Origin of the sequence: Spirillospora sp. NPDC048823 (assembly GCF_043198445.1) — a bacterium.
Classification (GTDB): Bacteria; Actinomycetota; Actinomycetes; order Streptosporangiales; family Streptosporangiaceae; genus Spirillospora.
In genome coordinates this window covers 205,570-221,672 of sequence record NZ_JBICUT010000007.1, presented here as the reverse complement: position 1 = coordinate 221,672, position 16,103 = coordinate 205,570, and the positions used below count along the sequence as shown (strand labels likewise).

Genomic DNA, 16,103 nt, shown 5'->3' with positions numbered 1-16,103 from the left:
GCCGCGCCTTCGGGGTTGGTGGGTCTCCTCCGGATGGTCGTCGCCCTGGCGGTCCCGCTTCGTCTTCTGTCTGGGAGTGGAGTGGTGGTCGTGGGTCGTGTGGTGGCTCGGGTGGCGTTGGGTGAGTCCTGGAGGTCGGGGGCGTTGGCGCTGGTGGATGCGTTGGAGACGCGGGGCTTGGTGGCCGAGGTGTGGGGGCATGGCGCGGTGCGGGTGCGTAACCCGGCCGGTGAGCCGGGCCCTGATGACCCGCAGGGGCAGGTGTTCTCGCCGGGGTTGCGGCAAGAGGTGCTGTGCCGTCCCCGTGAGGGCGTGCTGTGGTGGTTGTGGGTGTGGTCCGGGCCGACTCGTAGTTCGCCGGTGGAGTTGGAGCCGTTGTGCCCGGTGGCGGACACGGTCACTGCGGCGGAGCGGATCGCGCGGGTGCTGGCGGTGCCGTTCGCCGGTGCCTCGACCTCTTCGGCCTTCTCGGGCTCTTCGGCGTCGTCGGGTGGGTGTGGGTGATGGGTGTCTCGTGGGTGGCGTCGTCGGACGAGACGGCGCGGCGGCCGGTGGCGGCGCAGATTGAGCGGGAGTTCTCCGGGGTCGTGGCCTGGTACGGACAAGCGACCGGGGCGTGGTGGGCGATGGTGCGTATCCGCCGTGATGTGCGCTTGGTGGAGGCGGGCGACCCGGGGCAGTTGCGGGAGGCGATCGTGCACGCGCGGGGGTGGCAGTGGCCGAGGTGATCGGCGCGGAAACTGGCACGCATCGGGCGGGGCATGAAGAGATCGGGCCAGAGTGCCCGGTCTCTTGTCTTGGGGTGCGGACGGTCGGTGATCTGCTGCGGCTGCTGGTGGAAGCGGGCCGGGCCTCGGGGTTGCATGCGCAGTCGGTGGCAGTGCCGGGTGAGGGTCCGCATGAGTGTGACCGGGTGACGGTGGCGTGCCCGGTGGAGTGCCTGGGGCTGTCGGCTCACGTGCTGAACGCGTTGCGCAACGATCGCGGGCGTACGGCGACGGTGGGGGATGTGCTCGGGCTGCTGCGGTCGCGTGAACTGGCCGAGGTGCGCAACATCGGGCCTCGCCGGGTCGGTGAGGTGCGCACGGCTCTGGTTGCCGCCGGTTTCCCGGTGCCGCACCACGTGGTCTGAATCCTTTGAGTCCCTGAATGCTCCGTGTCGTGGGGGCTGTGGCGGTGTCGGTACTGCTTGCGGCGGCCCTGGGGCGTGACGTCTGCGGATGTGGTCGCTACCCTGCCCACGTGAGCCGCTTGTGTGGTCAAGCGTCCTAGTAGTCAGGTGGTCGTAATGTCGAGCTTGGAGTTCGAGCCTCCGAAGTACGCGCGGGTGGTGCTGGAGATGCGGCGCCGGATCGAGAACGGCGACTACCCGCCCGGTTCGATGCTTCCTTCGGAATCTCAGCTTGTCCGGGAGTTCGCGGTGGGCCGTACCACGGTGGTCCGGGCGTTGCAGATGCTTCAGCAGGACGGATGGATCACCCGTGAACACGGGCGCGGCTCGTTCGTCAAGGGGCGCCCTGCCTCGGCTGCGCGGCCGTCGCGTCCGGGCCTTACGGTGTTGGATCAGCCGGAGACCTCGGCGGGGCTGCGGCTGGTCGATGTCGGTCAGGTGGAGGCGCCTGGCCCGGTCGCTGGGCCGCTGGATTCGGGTGGGGCGCGGGTGGTGGCGCGGCGTTGGGTCGCTGAGCGGGACGGCATTGCCTCGGAGGTGGTGACGTGCTGGTTCCCGCAAGAGCTGACGTTCGGTACCGACCTGGACAAGCCCGAACCCCTGCCGGTCGGGCTGCGGGATCATCTGCGTACGGTCAGGGGCCTGCGCATCGACCACATCACCGAGCGACTGACGGCGCGGCTCCCGGCCGGCGACGAAGCCAAGCTCTTGGGGATCAAGGAGAGTGAGCCGGTGTTGGCGACGTTGGCGAGTCTGCATGACGCCTCTCATGCGGTGCAGTTCGTGGCGCAGGTCGTGATGCCGGGGTCGTTGCATGAGCTGGAGGACGTGTACAGCGTCCCGGACTGACCGCGTGGCGGCTTGACCTGCCCGCCCGTGAAATGTGACACAGGTCACTCAAGTAGGAGGTTGTTCGGTCGAGTGTGCGAGGTATCTTCAAGGCGTGCACTCGTCCGGACAAGCGGACGGGTGAATGTCTGGAGGTAGCCAGAGATGGCAGTGCAGGGTCCGTTCAAGGTGGCGTTCGGGGACGTGTTCCCCTACGGCGCGTTCGTCAAGGGCGGTGTCGAGCCGGTGCGGGACTTCGACCGGTCGACCCGGGAGAACTTCGTCCAGGCGCGGGACAAGGACACCGGGGAACTGGTGTGGGCAGTGGAGGTCCTGGACGCCGATCCGGAGTCCAAGGGGACGTTCAAGGTCAAGCTGATGGCGCCGGTGCAGCCGGTGATGCCGGAGGCTCCGGCGGGGTTCCCGTTCGTGCCGGTGGAGTTCGATGGGCTGTCGGTCACGCCGTACGTCAACTCCGGTACCGGTCGGCTGGCCTATTCGCTGAAGGCGGCGGCGGTGCGTCCGGCCAACTTCAAGGGCGGCGCGGCCCGCGGCTCGGGCAAGGACAACGCCGCGAAGGATGCGGCGTGAAGGACGGATACGGCTCGGTGAGCGTCCACTTCGGCGCGGATACGCGCTTTGGCTGTATCACCTACTCCGACGATCCGCCGACGAGCCCGATTCTGACGATCTCGACGCCGGGCCTGTCGCTGGCATTGTCCGGCCGGAGGCTCGACGTAGAGGCGGGCGATGTGCAGAACGCGCGGCGGCTGCTGGAGGTCGTCTCCCGGTTCACGGCCGAGGTGGAGCGGCTCCACTCCCTCAACAACATCCCGGCCGAATCCGCCGAGAGCCCGGCGGCCTGATCTAGGTGGGGCGGCTGGAGCTGGTACCTCCGGCCGCCCCGCTTCTCTCCCCTGAACAGCACAAAGAAGAGGTGTGACCCATCATGGCATGGGAGTTCCGCAAGCTCGCTCCTGGCGAAAACGTCGCCGTCGAAACCCAGCGTGACCCGTTCGCGGCCCCGAAGTGGGCGCCTCCGGTGTGGCACATGCCCGAGGGTCTGGTCCTCATCGTCAACGCCGTCCGCGCACTCGTCCGCGCGGTCGTGTTCCTGGTCCGCAACATCGTCCCCGTCTCGGCCGCGTCCGGGCTCGGCTGGCTCGGCTATGCCTACGGGTGGACCGTCCCCGTCCTGGTCCTGGCCCTCGTCGCCGTGGGCCTGGGCGTGTGGGCGGGGGTGGACCGTCCGTCCTTCGTCCGCTGGATCGCCCGTCCCGTCCAGTCCTGGTGGCGCCTCACCTTCGTCTACCGGCGCCACTGGCAACCGGTCCTGGTCACGGCGGGCCTGACCACAGTGCACAAAGGTCGGGAGTACCTGCCCTCCCTCGTCCGCGTCCGTTCCGGACCGACCTGTGATCGGGTGCTGGTCCGCATGCTCAAAGGCCAAGCCCCCGACGCATGGGAACGGGTCACGGCCAACCTGGCGCACGGCTTCGGCGCATCCCTGGTCCGGGTGCGGGACGGGGACCGTCCGGGACGAGTCTGGCTGGAGTTCGTCCGCCGCGATGCCCTCGCCGAACCGATACCGGCTCTCCCCGTCCCGGACGCCTCCGATGTCGACCTGTCCGGCCTGGTGATCGGGTGGTGCGAGGACGGCTCACCTTGGCGGCTGCGGCTCCTCGGCACGCACGTGTTGATCGCGGGGGCGACGGGGGCCGGCAAGGGCTCGGTCATCTGGTCGGCTGTCCGGGCGCTGCTGCCGCTGACGCTGTCCGGGCTGGTGGAGGTGTGGGCCGTCGATCCCAAGCGCATGGAGCTGTCGTTTGGGCGGGTGCTGTTCGAGCGGTACGGGCGGTACTCCTCCGATCCCAAGGGCGGCATGGTCGATCTGCTGGAGGCGGCGGCCGAGGACATGAACGCTCGCGCCGAACGCTTCGCGGGTGTGACCCGGTCGTTCACGCCGGCGCGGGAGTTTCCTTTCCGGGTCATCGTGGTCGATGAGCTGGCGTTCCTGACCGCCTACTGCCCCGAACGCGACCTACGCAAGCGGGCCGAGTCCGCGCTTGCGGTGCTCACCTCGCAAGGCCGGTCGGTGGGGTACTGCGTCATCGGTGCCCAGCAGGACGCGCGCAAAGAGGTCAACAACCTGCGCAACCTGTTCCCCGACCGCATCGCCCTGCGCCTCGACGAAGACGAACAGGTCGACATGGTCCTTGGCGACGGTGCCCGCGACCGTGGCGCCCTGGCCGACCAGATCTCACCGGTCCCGCACATCGGCGCGGGGGTCGGGTTCGTCCGGCTCGAAGCCTCCCCTGACCCGGTGCGGGTGCGGGCAGCCTACGTCTCGGATGCCGATATCCGCGCGATGGTCGCGCTCGCCCTACCCGATGTGGAGGCGGCGTGACCAAACCCCCTGCCCGCGTCACCCAACCCACCCTCGACGCCCCCGAGCCGGAACCGGTGGTCAAGACCCTTCCTCCGCTGGCGCGGGGGGTGCTGGAAGCGGTCGCGGTCGAACACGGCGTCTGCATCCGCCCCGTGCCCATGCGCCGAGTCGACCTGAACACCGGCGCAGCCGAGGTGGTGTACGTCCCGTGCGGGCACACCCTGGCCTCGGTCTGCCCCTCCTGCGCCGAACGCAAGCGCAAGCTGAGGGCCGTGCAGTGCCGTCAAGGCTGGCACCTGACCGAGGAACCGATCATCACGCGCGCTGACCCGGACGAGGAGCAACGCGCATGGATGGAGCTGCGGGCGCATGCTGCGGCGGCTCGTGACCGCGCGGGCGAGGATGGCACGGCGGACGGGGAAGGGCCGGAGTTCTGGGACGCGGTCATTCGTGACCTCGACAACGAGCTCGAACGCACGGGGGTCCGCGGCTCCCTCAAGACCGAACAGGGCAAGAGCCGGCGGACGCGGTCGACCCGTAGGCGGCAGGATGCCCCCGACCTTCCCCGGCGGCCGGTCGACTCCCGCACGGTCGGCAAGGTCTTCCGAGGCAAGGACGGCAAGGCGTTCCGGCCGTCGATCTTCCTCACCCTGACCCTGGACTCCTACGGGCGGGTGCGCTCGGACGGGACCCCGATCGACCCCGACACCTACGACTACACACGCGCCGCCCGTGATGCCCTGCACTTCTCCAAGCTGATCGATCGGTTCGTGCAGAACCTTCGCCGGTTCGTCGGCTACGACGTGCAGTACTTCGCAGCCGTCGAACCACAACGGCGCCTGGCTCCCCACCTGCACATGGCAATCCGCGGCACCATCTCCCGCGCCGAACTGCGCCAAGTGGTGGCCGCTACGTACCACCAAGTGTGGTGGCCCTCGACCGACCGCGTCGTCTTCGAGGGGGAACGGCTCCCGGTCTGGGACGAGCTGGCGGGCGAGAACGGCGGATACCTCGACCCCGCAACTGGCGAAGTCCTCCCCACCTGGGATGAGGCGCTAGACGCGCTCGGCCAGGACGAGGAGGCCCAACCCCTGCACGTGGTGCGGTTCGGGCGGCAGATCGACGCACAGGGCGTTCTGGCCGACTCCCCGCAGTCCCGCAAGCTCATCGGCTACCTGACCAAGTACCTCGTCAAGGGCGTCGCCGAATGCCACAACGCCGAAAGCACCGCGCAGCGCGAACACGTCGACCGGATGGCCGAAGCACTCCGCTACGAGCCGTGCTCACCCACGTGCGCGAACTGGCTGCGCTACGGCGTCCAACCCAAGAACCCCCGAAAGGGCCTCACGCCCGGCTACTGCAAGGGCAAAGCACACCGACGCGAACACCTCGGCTACGGCGGCCGCCGCGTCCTGGTCTCCCGCAAGTGGTCGGGGAAGACGCTGGCCGACCACAAAGCCGACCGCAAAGCCTGGGTCCTCGCACGCCTCGCTGAGGCCGGTGTACCCGTCACCAACCCGGCCGACCCCAACGCCGTCCACGTCTGGGAACGCGCCGGGCCTGGCGACCCGGACGTGAAACCAGCAGAGCAACGCCTACTGCTGCTGATCAACGAACGCATCCAGCGACGCAGGCAACTCGACCAAGCCACCCACACCCCCACCCCCGAACTTTCGGCAACTCCGGAGGCAGCGTGAGCGGCAAGCGGGATGAACTTCTCACGGTTGACCAGGTGCTCGAAGAACTCGGCGGGATCTCTCGGCGGACCTTCTACCGGTGGCGGGAGATCGGTCGGGCTCCGGCTGGGTTCAAGCTCCCCAACGGCGAGATCCGCATCTATCGAAGTGATCTCGACGCGTGGCTCTGGTCGCTGCGGGAGGCGGCGTGAACACGTCCTACAAGGTCAAGTTCTGGGAGACCCGACCGAACAAAGCGGGGCCGAGGTCAGACAAGCCAGGCAAGGTCATCTCGTACACCGCGCGTTGGACGGTCGGCGGCCGTGAGAAGTCTCGGACGTTCGAACGGTCTTCACAGGCAAAGAGCTTCCTGTCTGACCTCAGGCAGGCTGCCAAGAACGGTGAGGCGTTCGATACGGACACGGGCCTTCCGCTGTCCATGCTCAAAGCGGCGACCGCTCGGACGTGGCTGGAGTTCGCCCGTGCCTACGTCAAGGCGCGTTGGCCTCATGCGGCTGCCAAGTCTCGGGAGGGCCTCACCGACACCATGACGGCCGTGACGCTCGTGTTCGTCAAGGACATGCCCGGTCGTCCTGACGCGTCCCTCCTCCGGGTGCTTCTCCGGCGGTTTGTCTTCGTGCCGGACGATCGCCGTCCCGACATGTCGGCCGAACTGGGCGCGGCGCTTCGCTGGCTGGAGTCGGCGTCCATGCCGATTACCGAACTGGACGAACCGCGATTGGCTCGGGCCGCGCTGGAGATTCTCGCGCTCCAACTCGACGGACAACCCGCGGCCTCCTCGACGTTCCGGCGCAAGCGGGCGGTGTTCAAGCATGCGCTCGGCTACGCGGTCGAACTGGGGGAACTGGCGGCCAACCCCCTTGACCGAGTGAAGTGGCGTCCTCCCAAGCAGAACGGGGCCGTTGATCGGCGGGTCGTCGTGAATCCGTCCCAGGCTCGCGAGCTGCTGACGGCGGTTTCCTATGTCGGCCGGTCGCGGGGGCCTCGGCTGCGGGCGATGTTCGGGTGCATGTACTTCGCCGGCCTCCGTCCGGCTGAGGCGGCGGGGCTGCGTCGGCAGGACTGCGAACTTCCGGCAACCGGGTGGGGGCTGATCACGCTGAAGAAGACCCGGCCTCAGACCAACAAGCGGTACACCGACTCCGGGGAGACCTTCGATGATCGGGGCCTCAAGCATCGGGAGGACGACATCGTGCGGCCCGTCCCGATCCCTCCCGAGTTGGTGACGATGCTCCGGGAACACCTCGAAGCCTTCGGGGCGGCCGAGGATGGTCGGCTGTTCGTCACCAGTGGCGGCCGGTCGTTCTCCGGCTCGGCGTACGCGCAGGTCTGGAAGCGGGCTCGCGTCCTGGCGCTCGCTCCGGATCAGGTCGAATCGCCGTTGGCGGCCCGGCCGTACGACCTGCGGCACGCGGCGGTGTCGCTCTGGCTGAACGCGGGCGTCCATGCTCCCGAAGCGGCCGAACGCGCTGGGCACGGGGTCGATGTGATGTTGCGTGTGTACGCCAGGTGCATCGATGGGCAGCGGGAGGTAGCCAACCAGCGCATCGAGGACGCGTTGGCGGCATGATCGGCAACCGCGGTGGAGAGGCTCCGGGACGTTCCGGGGCCTCTCTTGTCTTGTGTGCTGACCTGGGCAAACGCGGGCGGAGTCATTCCGCGTATATTCCGGGAACAGTGCCGCGCGGCTGCGTTCGGTGGCATCTGGCTGCATCCGGCCGAACCGGCGCGAGAGGCGTCATTGCAGGTCAGGGCATTGATCGGCTGGTGGGGGTGGCGCGCCCGGCAGGATTCGAACCCGCGACCGTCGGATTAGAAGTCCGATGCTCTGTCCAGCTGAGCTACGGGCGCCCGGCGCCCGGCGGGACGCCGGGAAACAGTGTAAGGGTGAGGGTCCTCAGGCTCCACATCTATAACGGCCTTACCGGGCGGAAGAGGGCGGGCGGGTCTTATCTTGGGGTGCTGTGGCGGTGAACTTTGAGATGCCGCTCTCCGGTGGGGACGTGTCGGAGGGCGTGGTACGGGTCGGGGACACGGTGCGGAGGCCGCTCGGGGCGCACAGTCCGGCCGTGCACGGGTTGCTGCGGCATCTGGAGGCGGTGGCGTTCGACGGTGCGCCGCGGGTGCTCGGGGTCGATGGGCGGGGGCGGGAGGTGCTGAGCTGGGTGCCGGGGGAGGCGCCGCGGCGGCCGCTGGCGGGTCATGTGGTCTCAGATGAGGCGTTGCGGGGTGTCGGGCGGCTGCTGCGTCGGTATCACGAGGCGGTGGCGTCCTATGAGGCGCCGGAGGGGGCGCCCTGGGACGGGGAGACGTCGAATCTGGACGGGGAGCCCGAGGTCATCGGGCATTGTGATGTGACGCCGGAGAACGTGGTCTTCCGGGGCGGGATGCCGGTGGCGTTGATCGACTTCGATCTGGCGCGGCCCACGACGCGGTTGTTCGATGTGGTGACGGCGTTGCGGCATTGGGGGCCGATCGCCGATCCGGCGGATCGGGACGCGTTGCTGTACCGGGTCGACGTGGGGCGGCGGCTGCGGATCTTCTGTGACGCGTACGGGTTGGACGCCCGGGGGCGGCGGGACGTGCTGCCGGCGGCCCGGGTGCGGTTCGAGCGGTCGTATCTGGCGATGCAGGTTCGGGCGGAAGGCGGCGGGGGTTGGGCGCGGATGTGGCGCGGGGGTGCCGGGCAGCGGATCCGGCGGGCGCAGGACTGGCTGGAGCGGTACTGGGATGAGCTTGATGCGCGTCTCTGGTGAGGGCCTTGTTCTCGGGGTGGCGTTGGACGCGTTCTTCGGGGATCCGAAGAAGTGGCATCCGGTGGCGGGATTCGGGCGTGTCGCATCGGTGGCGGAGCGGTCCTTGTACGGGGATTCGCGGTGGCGCGGGGTCGTCCACACCGGGGTTCTCGTGGGGGGTGCCGGGGTGCTCGGGGTCGGGCTGGAGGCGGTCGCCCGGGGGCGGGTGGCGCATGCTCTGGTGACCGCCGGCGTGACCTGGGCCGTGCTCGGGGGGACGTCGCTGGGGCGTGAGGGGCTGGTCATGGCCCGGGTGCTGGAGCGGGGGGATCTGGAGGCGGCGAGGGGGCGGCTTTCTCATTTGTGTGCGCGGGATCCGAGTGGGCTCGATGCGGAGGGCTTGACGCGGGCCGTTGTCGAGTCGGTGGCGGAGAACACGTCGGATGCGTCGGTCGCTCCGCTGGTGTGGGGTGCCGTGGGCGGAATTCCGGGATTGCTGATGTATCGGGCGGTCAACACGCTCGATGCGATGGTCGGGTACCGGAATCCGAGGTATGAGCGGTTCGGGTGGGCGGCGGCGAGGCTGGACGATGTGGCCAACTGGGTCCCGGCACGGGTGACGGGCGGATTGGTCGCGGCTTTCTCCGGGCGTGCCGCGTGGCGGGTGCTGGTGAGGGACGGGGGCAAGCATCCGAGTCCCAATGCCGGACGGTGTGAGGCCGCGTTCGCCGGGGCGCTCGGGGTGCGGCTCGGGGGCGTCAACGAGTACGGGGGACGGGTTGAGCGGCGTCCCGAGATGGGCGGCGGCAGGGCACCGGAGGTGCGGGACATCACGAGGGCCGTGCGGCTTTCGGCGGCGGTGACGTTCGCGGCGGCGGCCGTGATCTGGGGTTTGCGGTGAGTGGACTTCTGGTCGCGGGAACGACGTCGGACGCGGGGAAGAGCGTGGTCACGGCGGGGCTGTGCCGGTGGCTGGCGAGAAAAGGTGTGAAGGTCGCGCCGTTCAAGGCCCAGAACATGTCGCTGAATTCGATGGTGACGGGTGACGGGGCGGAGATCGGGCGGGCGCAGTACATGCAGGCGCAGGCGGCGGGGGTGGCGGCGAGGGCCGTGATGAATCCGGTGCTGCTCAAGCCGGGGAGCGATCGGCGTAGTCAGGTCGTCGTTCTGGGACGGCCCGTGGCGGAGGTCGACGCGCTGCAGTACGGGGAGCACAGGGAATGGCTCAAGGGCGTCGTGAAAGAAAGTCTCGAGGAGCTTCGGGACGAGTACGACGTGGTGATCTGCGAGGGGGCCGGAAGCCCCGCCGAGATCAACCTGAGGGCCGGCGACATCGTGAACATGGGGCTCGCGAGGGCCGCGGAACTGCCGGTCATCGTTGTGGGCGACATCGACCGTGGTGGTGTTTTCGCGTCCTTGTACGGGACGGTCGCCCTGCTGGAACCAGCCGATCAGGCGCTGATCGCGGGATTCGTCATCAACAAGTTCCGGGGCGCCAGGGAATTGCTGGAGCCGGGGCTTGAGCAGCTGGAGACGCTCACCGGCCGGCCGACGCTGGGTGTGCTGCCGTGGAAGTCCGGGCTGTATCTGGATTCCGAGGACGCTCTCGCGTTGGAGGCGCCTCGGCCTGAGGCGAAGGGGCCGGTCGGGAACGAGACCCTGAGGGTCGCCGTGGTGCGGTTTCCCCGGATCTCGAATTTCACGGATCTGGACGCACTGGCCTGCGAACCGGGGGTCGTCGTCCGTTATGCGGCGAGCGCCGGGGATCTGGCCGAGGCCGATCTGGTCGTGCTGCCGGGGACCCGGGCCACGGTCGGTGATCTGGCCTGGCTGCGCGAGCGGGGAATGGCCGACGCGATCGGCGGCCGTGCCCGTGCGGGCAGGCCCGTGCTCGGCATCTGCGGCGGCTATCAGATGCTCGCCGAAGAGATCGTCGATCAGGTCGAGTCGGGGGCGGGACGGGTCGAGGGGCTCGGCCTGCTGCCCGCACGGGTCGAGTTCAGGGAGGAGAAGACGCTCGGGCGGCCATTGGGGAGTGCCTACGGCGAAGACGTCCACGGCTATGAAATCCACCATGGTGTCGTGGTCGCGAGGGGGGAGCCGTTCCTCGACGGATGCCGGCAGGGGGCGGTCTGGGGGACGACCTGGCACGGCGCCATGGAGAACGACGGGTTCAGGCGCGCCTTTCTCCAGGACGTGGCGAGGGAAAGCGGCCGCGATTTCACGCCCGCCCCGGATGTGTCGTTCGAAGCCCTGCGGGAGGCGACTCTGGACACGCTCGGCGACCTCGTCGAGGAGCATCTGGACACCGATGCCGTGTGGCGGATCATCGAGAACGGGGCGCCGCGGAACCTTTCCGTCGTCCCGCCAGGCGGGCCGCCGGAGGTGCGCGCCGATGGGCCGGGCACGGCCACGACGGTAGGGTGATCCCTTCGATGGCACCGGCCGCAACAGGCATCAGGAGGAACGTCCCGTGACCGACCCGCGGTCAAGTCTGATCGTCCCGCTGATGAAGGCGCGGGTGCCGGCGGAGGTCCAGCTGGAGTTTCCGCTGCCGCCGGACGAGGAGCCGATCCGCGACCCGTTCGCCGGCGATCTGTATGTCAGCTACGCGCTGGAGATCGCCGACGAGGCCGCCCCGGCCGGCCGCCGCTACGAGCATGTGGCCCGCCGGCACTGCGCCGAGCTGGGCGTGCCGCCGGAGGAGCTGCGCCGCCGCGCGGTGATCAACCTGCGTGGTCTGCGCCCCGAGCTGAGCCTCAGCTGGTATCCGGACGTGCGCGCCGTGACGGTGTCGCTGTCCGGGACGGGCGCTCCGGCGCGGCGGGGGAGCCTGGAGTCGGGCCTGCTGCTGGACGAGGGGTTCCTGGAGAAGCTGGGCCAGGACGTGGAGGGCGACCTCGTCGTGGCGGCCCCGGCGCGGGACGTGTTCGTCGCGTCCGGTACCGGTCACCCGGACGGCGTCGACAAGCTCCGCTGGGCGGTCGCGCAGGTGTGGGCCGAGGACCGCGGCGACGGCGGCGGCGATCCGGCGTGGGACGTGCCGCCGGGGAGCCTGCTCACCCACAACCTGATGGTGCGCCGCGCCGGCGTCTGGGACGTCCTGACGCCCTGAACCGCCCGGCGCGTCACGACAGCGTCTTCAGCCGCGGCCACAGCTCCGGCCACGGGGCGCGCTGCCCGCGGCAGATCCACACCGGTTTGCCCTGTTCCTGGTTGTCGAGGCCGACACCGTTGTCGATGCGGCCGGCGGGGCGCACGTCCGTCCAGAACCGCCGCAGGTAGGGCGCGCCCGCTTCGGTTTCGGGTCCGACGACGATCGCGGGGCCGCCGGTGTCCGGGGGACGTCCGAAGTACCAGTAGCCGTTGTGCCCGCTGTACGCGCGGGGCAGGCCGAGGCCGGGCCCGTACTTGTCGAGCGCCCCGGCCTCGCCGTAGTTGCTCACGATGATCGTCGCCTTGGACCGCTCGTCCGGCGGCAGGGAGCCGTGGACCTCCGCGACCCGGGCGGCGAACCGGGGCCAGCCGACCGTCTCGGCGGAGTCGGCGTTGACGGCGGGCTGCGGGGTGTCGGCCAGCCATTTCACCGGGTAGACGGGCAGGGTGAGCAGAGCGGTCGTGACGGCGGTGATCACGTAGACGGGCAGGGCCGGCACCCAGCCCCAGCCGCGCGGCGCGCCGTTCCGCTCGATCTCGACGGCCCCGGCCGCGAACAGCGCCGCCCAGAGGCCGCTGAGGTAGTACGGCTTCCCGGCGGTGAGGAGGAACAGGACGGTCAGCAGCACGTACGCGTGGCCGAGGAACCGGAACGGCCGCAGGTCCGCGGACCGGTACGTCCGCCACAGGCCGTAGATCCACAGCCAGGACAGGACGACGCCGGTCAGCAGTATCTGGAACGGGACGAACCCGGGCCGTCCGGCGAAATCGCCGTTCCCGGCGATCGCGTCCGCCATGTCGAGCTGCGGCCAGTCGTGGCCGGCCTGCCACATCAGCCCCGGGACGACCGCGGCGGCCGCGATCAGTACGGCGGCCGCGAGCATGGGGCGTCGCAGGAACTCGCGCGGCCCGGAGATCAGCAGCCCGGCGACGAGTGCGGCCAGCACGAACGCGGCCAGGTACTTGACGTTCAGTGCCAGGGCGGACACGGCGCCGACGGCGAGCAGCAGCCGCTGGTCGCGGATCCGCACCCATCTGACGACGAGCCACACGATCGTCGTCGACAGCAGCAGGTCGAGCGTCGCGGTCGAGAACAGGTGGCCGGCCGCGACGACGAAGGGACACACCGCGTACGCGCCGGCGGTGAGGAGCTGGGCCCGCCGTCCGCCGCCCATCTCCCGGGCCGTCAGCGCGGCGGCGACCACGCCGGCGGCGGAGAAGAGCGCGGCGGGGACGCGCAGCGCGACCAGCGAGTCGCCGAACACGGCGGTGACCGCCCGGCCGATCAGCGGCAGCAGCGGCGGCTGGTCCGGGTACCCCCACATCAGGTGCCGTCCGGCGACGCGGAAGTACAGTTCGTCGCGGTGGTAGCCGTACCGGGCGCTGACGGCGAGGAGCACGACGCCGAGCACCCCGGCGATCAGCAGGACCGGCCGCCAGGCGACGGCGGGGGAATCCGGTGGGGGGATGGTCTCGGCGGGATCGGATCCCGCGGAGGCCGGAGCGGACATGATCGAACCTTATGCCGCCGGTCCGGACGGAGTCACGATCGTCATCCCGTCCACAGCCGGACAGCGCCCGGCGCCCGGAAAACCGGTGGGACGGGACGGGGCGCGCGGCATACCGTGTGGTCATGGTGTCGACACATCAGATGCTCGCCTTCTCCGCGATGGCGTTCGTCATCATCGTGATCCCGGGCCCGTCCGTGCTGTTCGTCGTCGGCCGGGCGCTGGCGCACGGCCGCCGCACGGCCCTCGCGGGCGTCGTCGGCGGTGTGCTGGCCGCGCTGGTGCTGACCGTCGCCGTCGCGGTCGGCGTCGGCTCGATCGTGGAACGGTCCGCGGTCGTGTTCACGGCGTTGAAGACCGTCGGCGCGGTGTACATCGTCTATCTTGGGGTGCAGGCCTTCCGGCACCGCCGCTCGCTCCAGGAGGCGGTCGGCCGCGACGATGGGGCGCGCGGCGGGCGGGCCCTTCTGCAGGGCTTCATCGTGGGCGTCACCAACCCGAAGACGACGGTGTTCTTCGCGGCGGTCCTGCCGCAGTTCGCCGTGCGGGAGCACGGTCATGTGCCGCTGCAGATGATGGTGTTCGGGCTCATCTTCGCGCTCATCGCGCTGCTGTGCGACAGCGTGTGGGGCGTCGCCGCCGGGGCGGCCCGCACCTGGTTCGCCCGCTCGCCCCGCCGCCTCGCGGCGATCGGCGGCACCGGCGGGCTGATGATGATCGGCCTCGGCGTCACCGTCGCGACGACCGGCCGCAAGGAGTAGCCGGGCAAAACCGGACCTGGAGACTAGACCGAGCAGAGGGCGAAGTCGTCGAACGTCGCCTCGGACTGCCCGGAGACGCCCTCGGGACGCGACGCGATCAGCCCGCTGGGGCCGGGGTGATCGGCGGGAGCCGCCGCGGTGGTGCTCGTGACGTGCTCGCCGTTGACCCACATGCCGAGCTTGACGTCCGACCCGTCCTCGACGCACGCGGCCTGGACGCGGTCGTCGTTGCTGCGGAGGTCGGTGGCGGTGCCGGTCGCCAGGTCCGTCAGCCTGGAGCCGTCCATCTTGGCGATGCGCACCCGCCCGTCCTCGCGCAGGAGGAACGCGAAGCCGGTGCCCTGTCCGTGGCAGTAGACGCCCGCCTCGCCGCCCTTCTGCTCGACCTTCACTTCGATGAGCTGCGAGTCGGGGACGTCGTCCACGGGCGCGTCGACGGTGGTTCGGTTCGTCGCGGGGAGGACGTGGAGTTCGTACTTGCGGTCGCGGTAGGACGCGTCCCAGATCGGCGTGGCCGGCGTCCTCCAGCCCGAGGTCTCGTCGCTGAAGTCGTCGTCGAAGACCTTGTCGTCGACCTCCGGAGGCTGCTCGCCGAAGCCGGCGGCGGCCCGGGTGGTCTCAGAGCCCCCCGAGGACTTCCCATCGTCGGACCTCAGGTTCGGCACGCCGAACACGGCGGACACCCCGACGAGGGCCGCTGCGGCGCCCACGGCCAGGCCCCGGCGCCGCCACGGGTGCGGCTTCGACATCATCGTCGATGGCGTCATCGGTGACGGCGGCATCGTGTGCGGCGTCATCGGTGACGGCGGCGTCTGCGGCGGCGGCGCGGGCGGCGGGACCTGTGAGGCGCCTGCGGCGGGCGGCGCGTCCACCGGATGCGTCGCCGGGACAGACTCGACACTGGTGGGGACCGCCGCCTCCGGCGCCTCGGGCGCCGGTCCGGGCCTGGCCTCCGGCAACGTCCGCACGGCCGCCGGCAGCGCGACCGCGGGGGGCGTCGACGGCGGCTCCTCCTCGCCGGTCAGCGCCTGGATAAGCTGCTTGACCGAGGGACGTCCGGCCGGGTCCTTGGCCAGCGACCGGGCGACGACGGCGCGCAGCGCCGTGTCGTCGAGCCCGTCCAGATCGGGTTCGCCGCTCGTCACCCGGTTGATCGTCTCCGGGAGCGTGCCGCCGCCGAACGGGGCGTGTCCCGTGCCCGCGTACGCGACGACGCAGCCCCAGGCGAAGACGTCCGCCGCGGGTGTGATGTTCCTGCCGTGCATCAGCTCCGGCGCCATGTAGGCGGGGGTGCCGATGAACTGGCCGGTCCGGGTCGGCCCGTCCGGGGCGTCCAGGGCGCGGGCGATGCCGAAGTCGATGACGCGCGGCCCGGCGGGGGACAGCAGCACGTTGGACGGCTTCAGATCGCGGTGCACGATCCCGGCGCGGTGGATCGCGCTGAGCGCAGTCGCGATGTTGACCGCGAGGGCCTCCAGGTCGCCGCCGCGCAGCGGCCCGCCCTCCTTGACGGCCGCGTCCAGCGCCGGGCCCGTGACGTACTCGGTGACCACGTACAACGGGTCGCCGTCCAGCCGGGCGTCCAGCACCGCGGCGGTGCAGAACCGGCGGACCTGCCGCGCCGCCGTCACCTCACTGCGGAACCGCTCGTGGAACGCCTCATCGTCGGCCAGCTCCGGGTTGATGACCTTGACCGCGACCTGCCGGCCCGATGCGTCCTCGCCGAGGAAGACCGTGCCCATCCCGCCGCGGCCGAGCCGCCCGAGCAGCCGGTAGGGGCCGAGCTGCCGCGGGTCACGGTCACGAAGGGGGGCCTGCATGGGGGTCTCCCGGAGCCGGAGGGGTTTGTCTCATAGAC

Annotated in this window: 17 protein-coding genes and 1 tRNA gene; 15 read left to right on the top strand and 3 right to left on the bottom strand. The window is 70.4% G+C overall.

The window, feature by feature from the left end; genetic code table 11:
• Positions 1–144 precede the first annotated feature (144 nt).
• The 10 genes from ACGFK0_RS18765 (at position 145) to ACGFK0_RS18720 (ending at position 7,655) form a co-directional block, all read left to right on the top strand.
• Positions 145–504: a hypothetical protein gene (locus tag ACGFK0_RS18765; protein WP_392906270.1), complete on the top strand. Its 360-nt coding sequence runs from the start codon at positions 145–147 to the stop codon at positions 502–504.
• Positions 504–728, top strand: a complete 225-nt coding sequence (locus ACGFK0_RS18760; RefSeq protein ID WP_184881852.1) for a hypothetical protein — start codon at positions 504–506, stop codon at positions 726–728. Before ACGFK0_RS18765 ends, ACGFK0_RS18760 begins: the two co-directional genes overlap by 1 nt.
• Positions 716–1,132, top strand: coding sequence for a hypothetical protein (locus ACGFK0_RS18755; protein WP_392906269.1), 417 nt, complete (start codon positions 716–718; stop codon positions 1,130–1,132). Before ACGFK0_RS18760 ends, ACGFK0_RS18755 begins: the two co-directional genes overlap by 13 nt.
• 156 nt (positions 1,133–1,288) lie before the next feature.
• The gene (locus tag ACGFK0_RS18750; RefSeq protein WP_392906268.1) at positions 1,289–2,020 is read left to right on the top strand and encodes a GntR family transcriptional regulator; all 732 of its coding nucleotides are present in this window, start codon (positions 1,289–1,291) and stop codon (positions 2,018–2,020) included.
• A 144-nt stretch (positions 2,021–2,164) separates the two neighbouring features.
• Positions 2,165–2,590 carry a plasmid replication, integration and excision activator gene (locus ACGFK0_RS18745; RefSeq protein ID WP_392906266.1) on the top strand — a complete coding sequence of 142 codons (426 nt, stop codon included), beginning with the start codon at positions 2,165–2,167 and terminating at the stop codon, positions 2,588–2,590.
• On the top strand, positions 2,587–2,865 hold the full coding sequence (locus tag ACGFK0_RS18740; protein WP_392906265.1) for a hypothetical protein: 279 nt from the start codon (positions 2,587–2,589) through the stop codon (positions 2,863–2,865). Before ACGFK0_RS18745 ends, ACGFK0_RS18740 begins: the two co-directional genes overlap by 4 nt.
• Before the next feature lie 83 nt (positions 2,866–2,948).
• Positions 2,949–4,406, top strand: coding sequence for an FtsK/SpoIIIE domain-containing protein (locus ACGFK0_RS18735; RefSeq protein ID WP_392906263.1), 1,458 nt, complete (start codon positions 2,949–2,951; stop codon positions 4,404–4,406).
• 56 nt (positions 4,407–4,462) lie between these two features.
• Complete coding sequence (locus ACGFK0_RS18730) at positions 4,463–6,085, top strand: replication initiator (protein ID WP_392906518.1); 1,623 nt, start codon at positions 4,463–4,465, stop codon at positions 6,083–6,085.
• The gene (locus ACGFK0_RS18725) at positions 6,082–6,276 is read left to right on the top strand and encodes an AlpA family transcriptional regulator (protein ID WP_131982633.1); all 195 of its coding nucleotides are present in this window, start codon (positions 6,082–6,084) and stop codon (positions 6,274–6,276) included. Before ACGFK0_RS18730 ends, ACGFK0_RS18725 begins: the two co-directional genes overlap by 4 nt.
• Entirely contained in the window at positions 6,273–7,655 is a 1,383-nt protein-coding gene (locus ACGFK0_RS18720) for a tyrosine-type recombinase/integrase (RefSeq protein WP_392906262.1), read from the top strand. The genes ACGFK0_RS18725 and ACGFK0_RS18720 overlap by 4 nt, the downstream gene beginning before the upstream one ends.
• 204 nt (positions 7,656–7,859) lie before the next feature.
• Here the strand turns inward: ACGFK0_RS18720 and ACGFK0_RS18715 are convergent.
• Positions 7,860–7,936, bottom strand: a tRNA-Arg gene (locus tag ACGFK0_RS18715).
• Between the two features lie 113 nt (positions 7,937–8,049).
• Here ACGFK0_RS18715 and ACGFK0_RS18710 point away from each other — a divergent pair.
• Genes ACGFK0_RS18710 through ACGFK0_RS18695 form a run of 4 tightly spaced genes read left to right on the top strand, consistent with a single transcriptional unit; the run spans position 8,050 to position 11,935 of the window.
• The gene (locus tag ACGFK0_RS18710) at positions 8,050–8,841 is read left to right on the top strand and encodes a phosphotransferase enzyme family protein (protein ID WP_392906260.1); all 792 of its coding nucleotides are present in this window, start codon (positions 8,050–8,052) and stop codon (positions 8,839–8,841) included.
• Complete coding sequence (locus ACGFK0_RS18705) at positions 8,825–9,721, top strand: cobalamin biosynthesis protein (RefSeq protein ID WP_392906258.1); 897 nt, start codon at positions 8,825–8,827, stop codon at positions 9,719–9,721. Before ACGFK0_RS18710 ends, ACGFK0_RS18705 begins: the two co-directional genes overlap by 17 nt.
• Positions 9,718–11,247 (top strand): cobyric acid synthase, encoded by a 1,530-nt coding sequence (locus ACGFK0_RS18700; protein ID WP_392906256.1) that lies wholly within the window; start codon positions 9,718–9,720, stop codon positions 11,245–11,247. The genes ACGFK0_RS18705 and ACGFK0_RS18700 overlap by 4 nt, the downstream gene beginning before the upstream one ends.
• 46 nt (positions 11,248–11,293) lie before the next feature.
• A complete protein-coding gene (locus tag ACGFK0_RS18695; protein ID WP_392906255.1) occupies positions 11,294–11,935 on the top strand; it encodes a DUF1444 domain-containing protein in 642 nt (213 codons plus the stop codon).
• Positions 11,936–11,948: 13 nt separating this feature from the next.
• Here ACGFK0_RS18695 and ACGFK0_RS18690 read toward each other — a convergent pair whose 3' ends face one another.
• Positions 11,949–13,487, bottom strand: a complete 1,539-nt coding sequence (locus ACGFK0_RS18690; protein ID WP_392906254.1) for an ArnT family glycosyltransferase — start codon at positions 13,485–13,487, stop codon at positions 11,949–11,951.
• Between the two features lie 122 nt (positions 13,488–13,609).
• On the opposite strand from ACGFK0_RS18690, the gene ACGFK0_RS18685 reads away from it, so the two are divergent.
• Positions 13,610–14,245, top strand: a complete 636-nt coding sequence (locus tag ACGFK0_RS18685) for a LysE family translocator (RefSeq protein ID WP_392906253.1) — start codon at positions 13,610–13,612, stop codon at positions 14,243–14,245.
• Between the two features lie 23 nt (positions 14,246–14,268).
• Here ACGFK0_RS18685 and ACGFK0_RS18680 read toward each other — a convergent pair whose 3' ends face one another.
• Positions 14,269–16,065 carry a protein kinase gene (locus ACGFK0_RS18680; RefSeq protein WP_392906252.1) on the bottom strand — a complete coding sequence of 599 codons (1,797 nt, stop codon included), beginning with the start codon at positions 16,063–16,065 and terminating at the stop codon, positions 14,269–14,271.
• Positions 16,066–16,103: the final 38 nt, after the last annotated feature.

Excerpts from the sequence above, each read along its gene's own strand:
- ACGFK0_RS18760 (WP_184881852.1), top strand. The coding sequence starts at position 504 with ATGGGTGTCTCGTGGGTGGCGTCGTCGGACGAGACGGCGCGGCGGCCG.
- ACGFK0_RS18750 (WP_392906268.1), top strand. The coding sequence starts at position 1,289 with ATGTCGAGCTTGGAGTTCGAGCCTCCGAAGTACGCGCGGGTGGTGCTG.
- ACGFK0_RS18745 (WP_392906266.1), top strand. The coding sequence starts at position 2,165 with ATGGCAGTGCAGGGTCCGTTCAAGGTGGCGTTCGGGGACGTGTTCCCC.
- ACGFK0_RS18735 (WP_392906263.1), top strand. The coding sequence starts at position 2,949 with ATGGCATGGGAGTTCCGCAAGCTCGCTCCTGGCGAAAACGTCGCCGTC.
- ACGFK0_RS18705 (WP_392906258.1), top strand. The coding sequence starts at position 8,825 with ATGCGCGTCTCTGGTGAGGGCCTTGTTCTCGGGGTGGCGTTGGACGCG.
- ACGFK0_RS18690 (WP_392906254.1), bottom strand. The coding sequence starts at position 13,487 with ATGTCCGCTCCGGCCTCCGCGGGATCCGATCCCGCCGAGACCATCCCC.
- ACGFK0_RS18685 (WP_392906253.1), top strand. The coding sequence starts at position 13,610 with ATGGTGTCGACACATCAGATGCTCGCCTTCTCCGCGATGGCGTTCGTC.
- ACGFK0_RS18680 (WP_392906252.1), bottom strand. The coding sequence starts at position 16,065 with ATGCAGGCCCCCCTTCGTGACCGTGACCCGCGGCAGCTCGGCCCCTAC.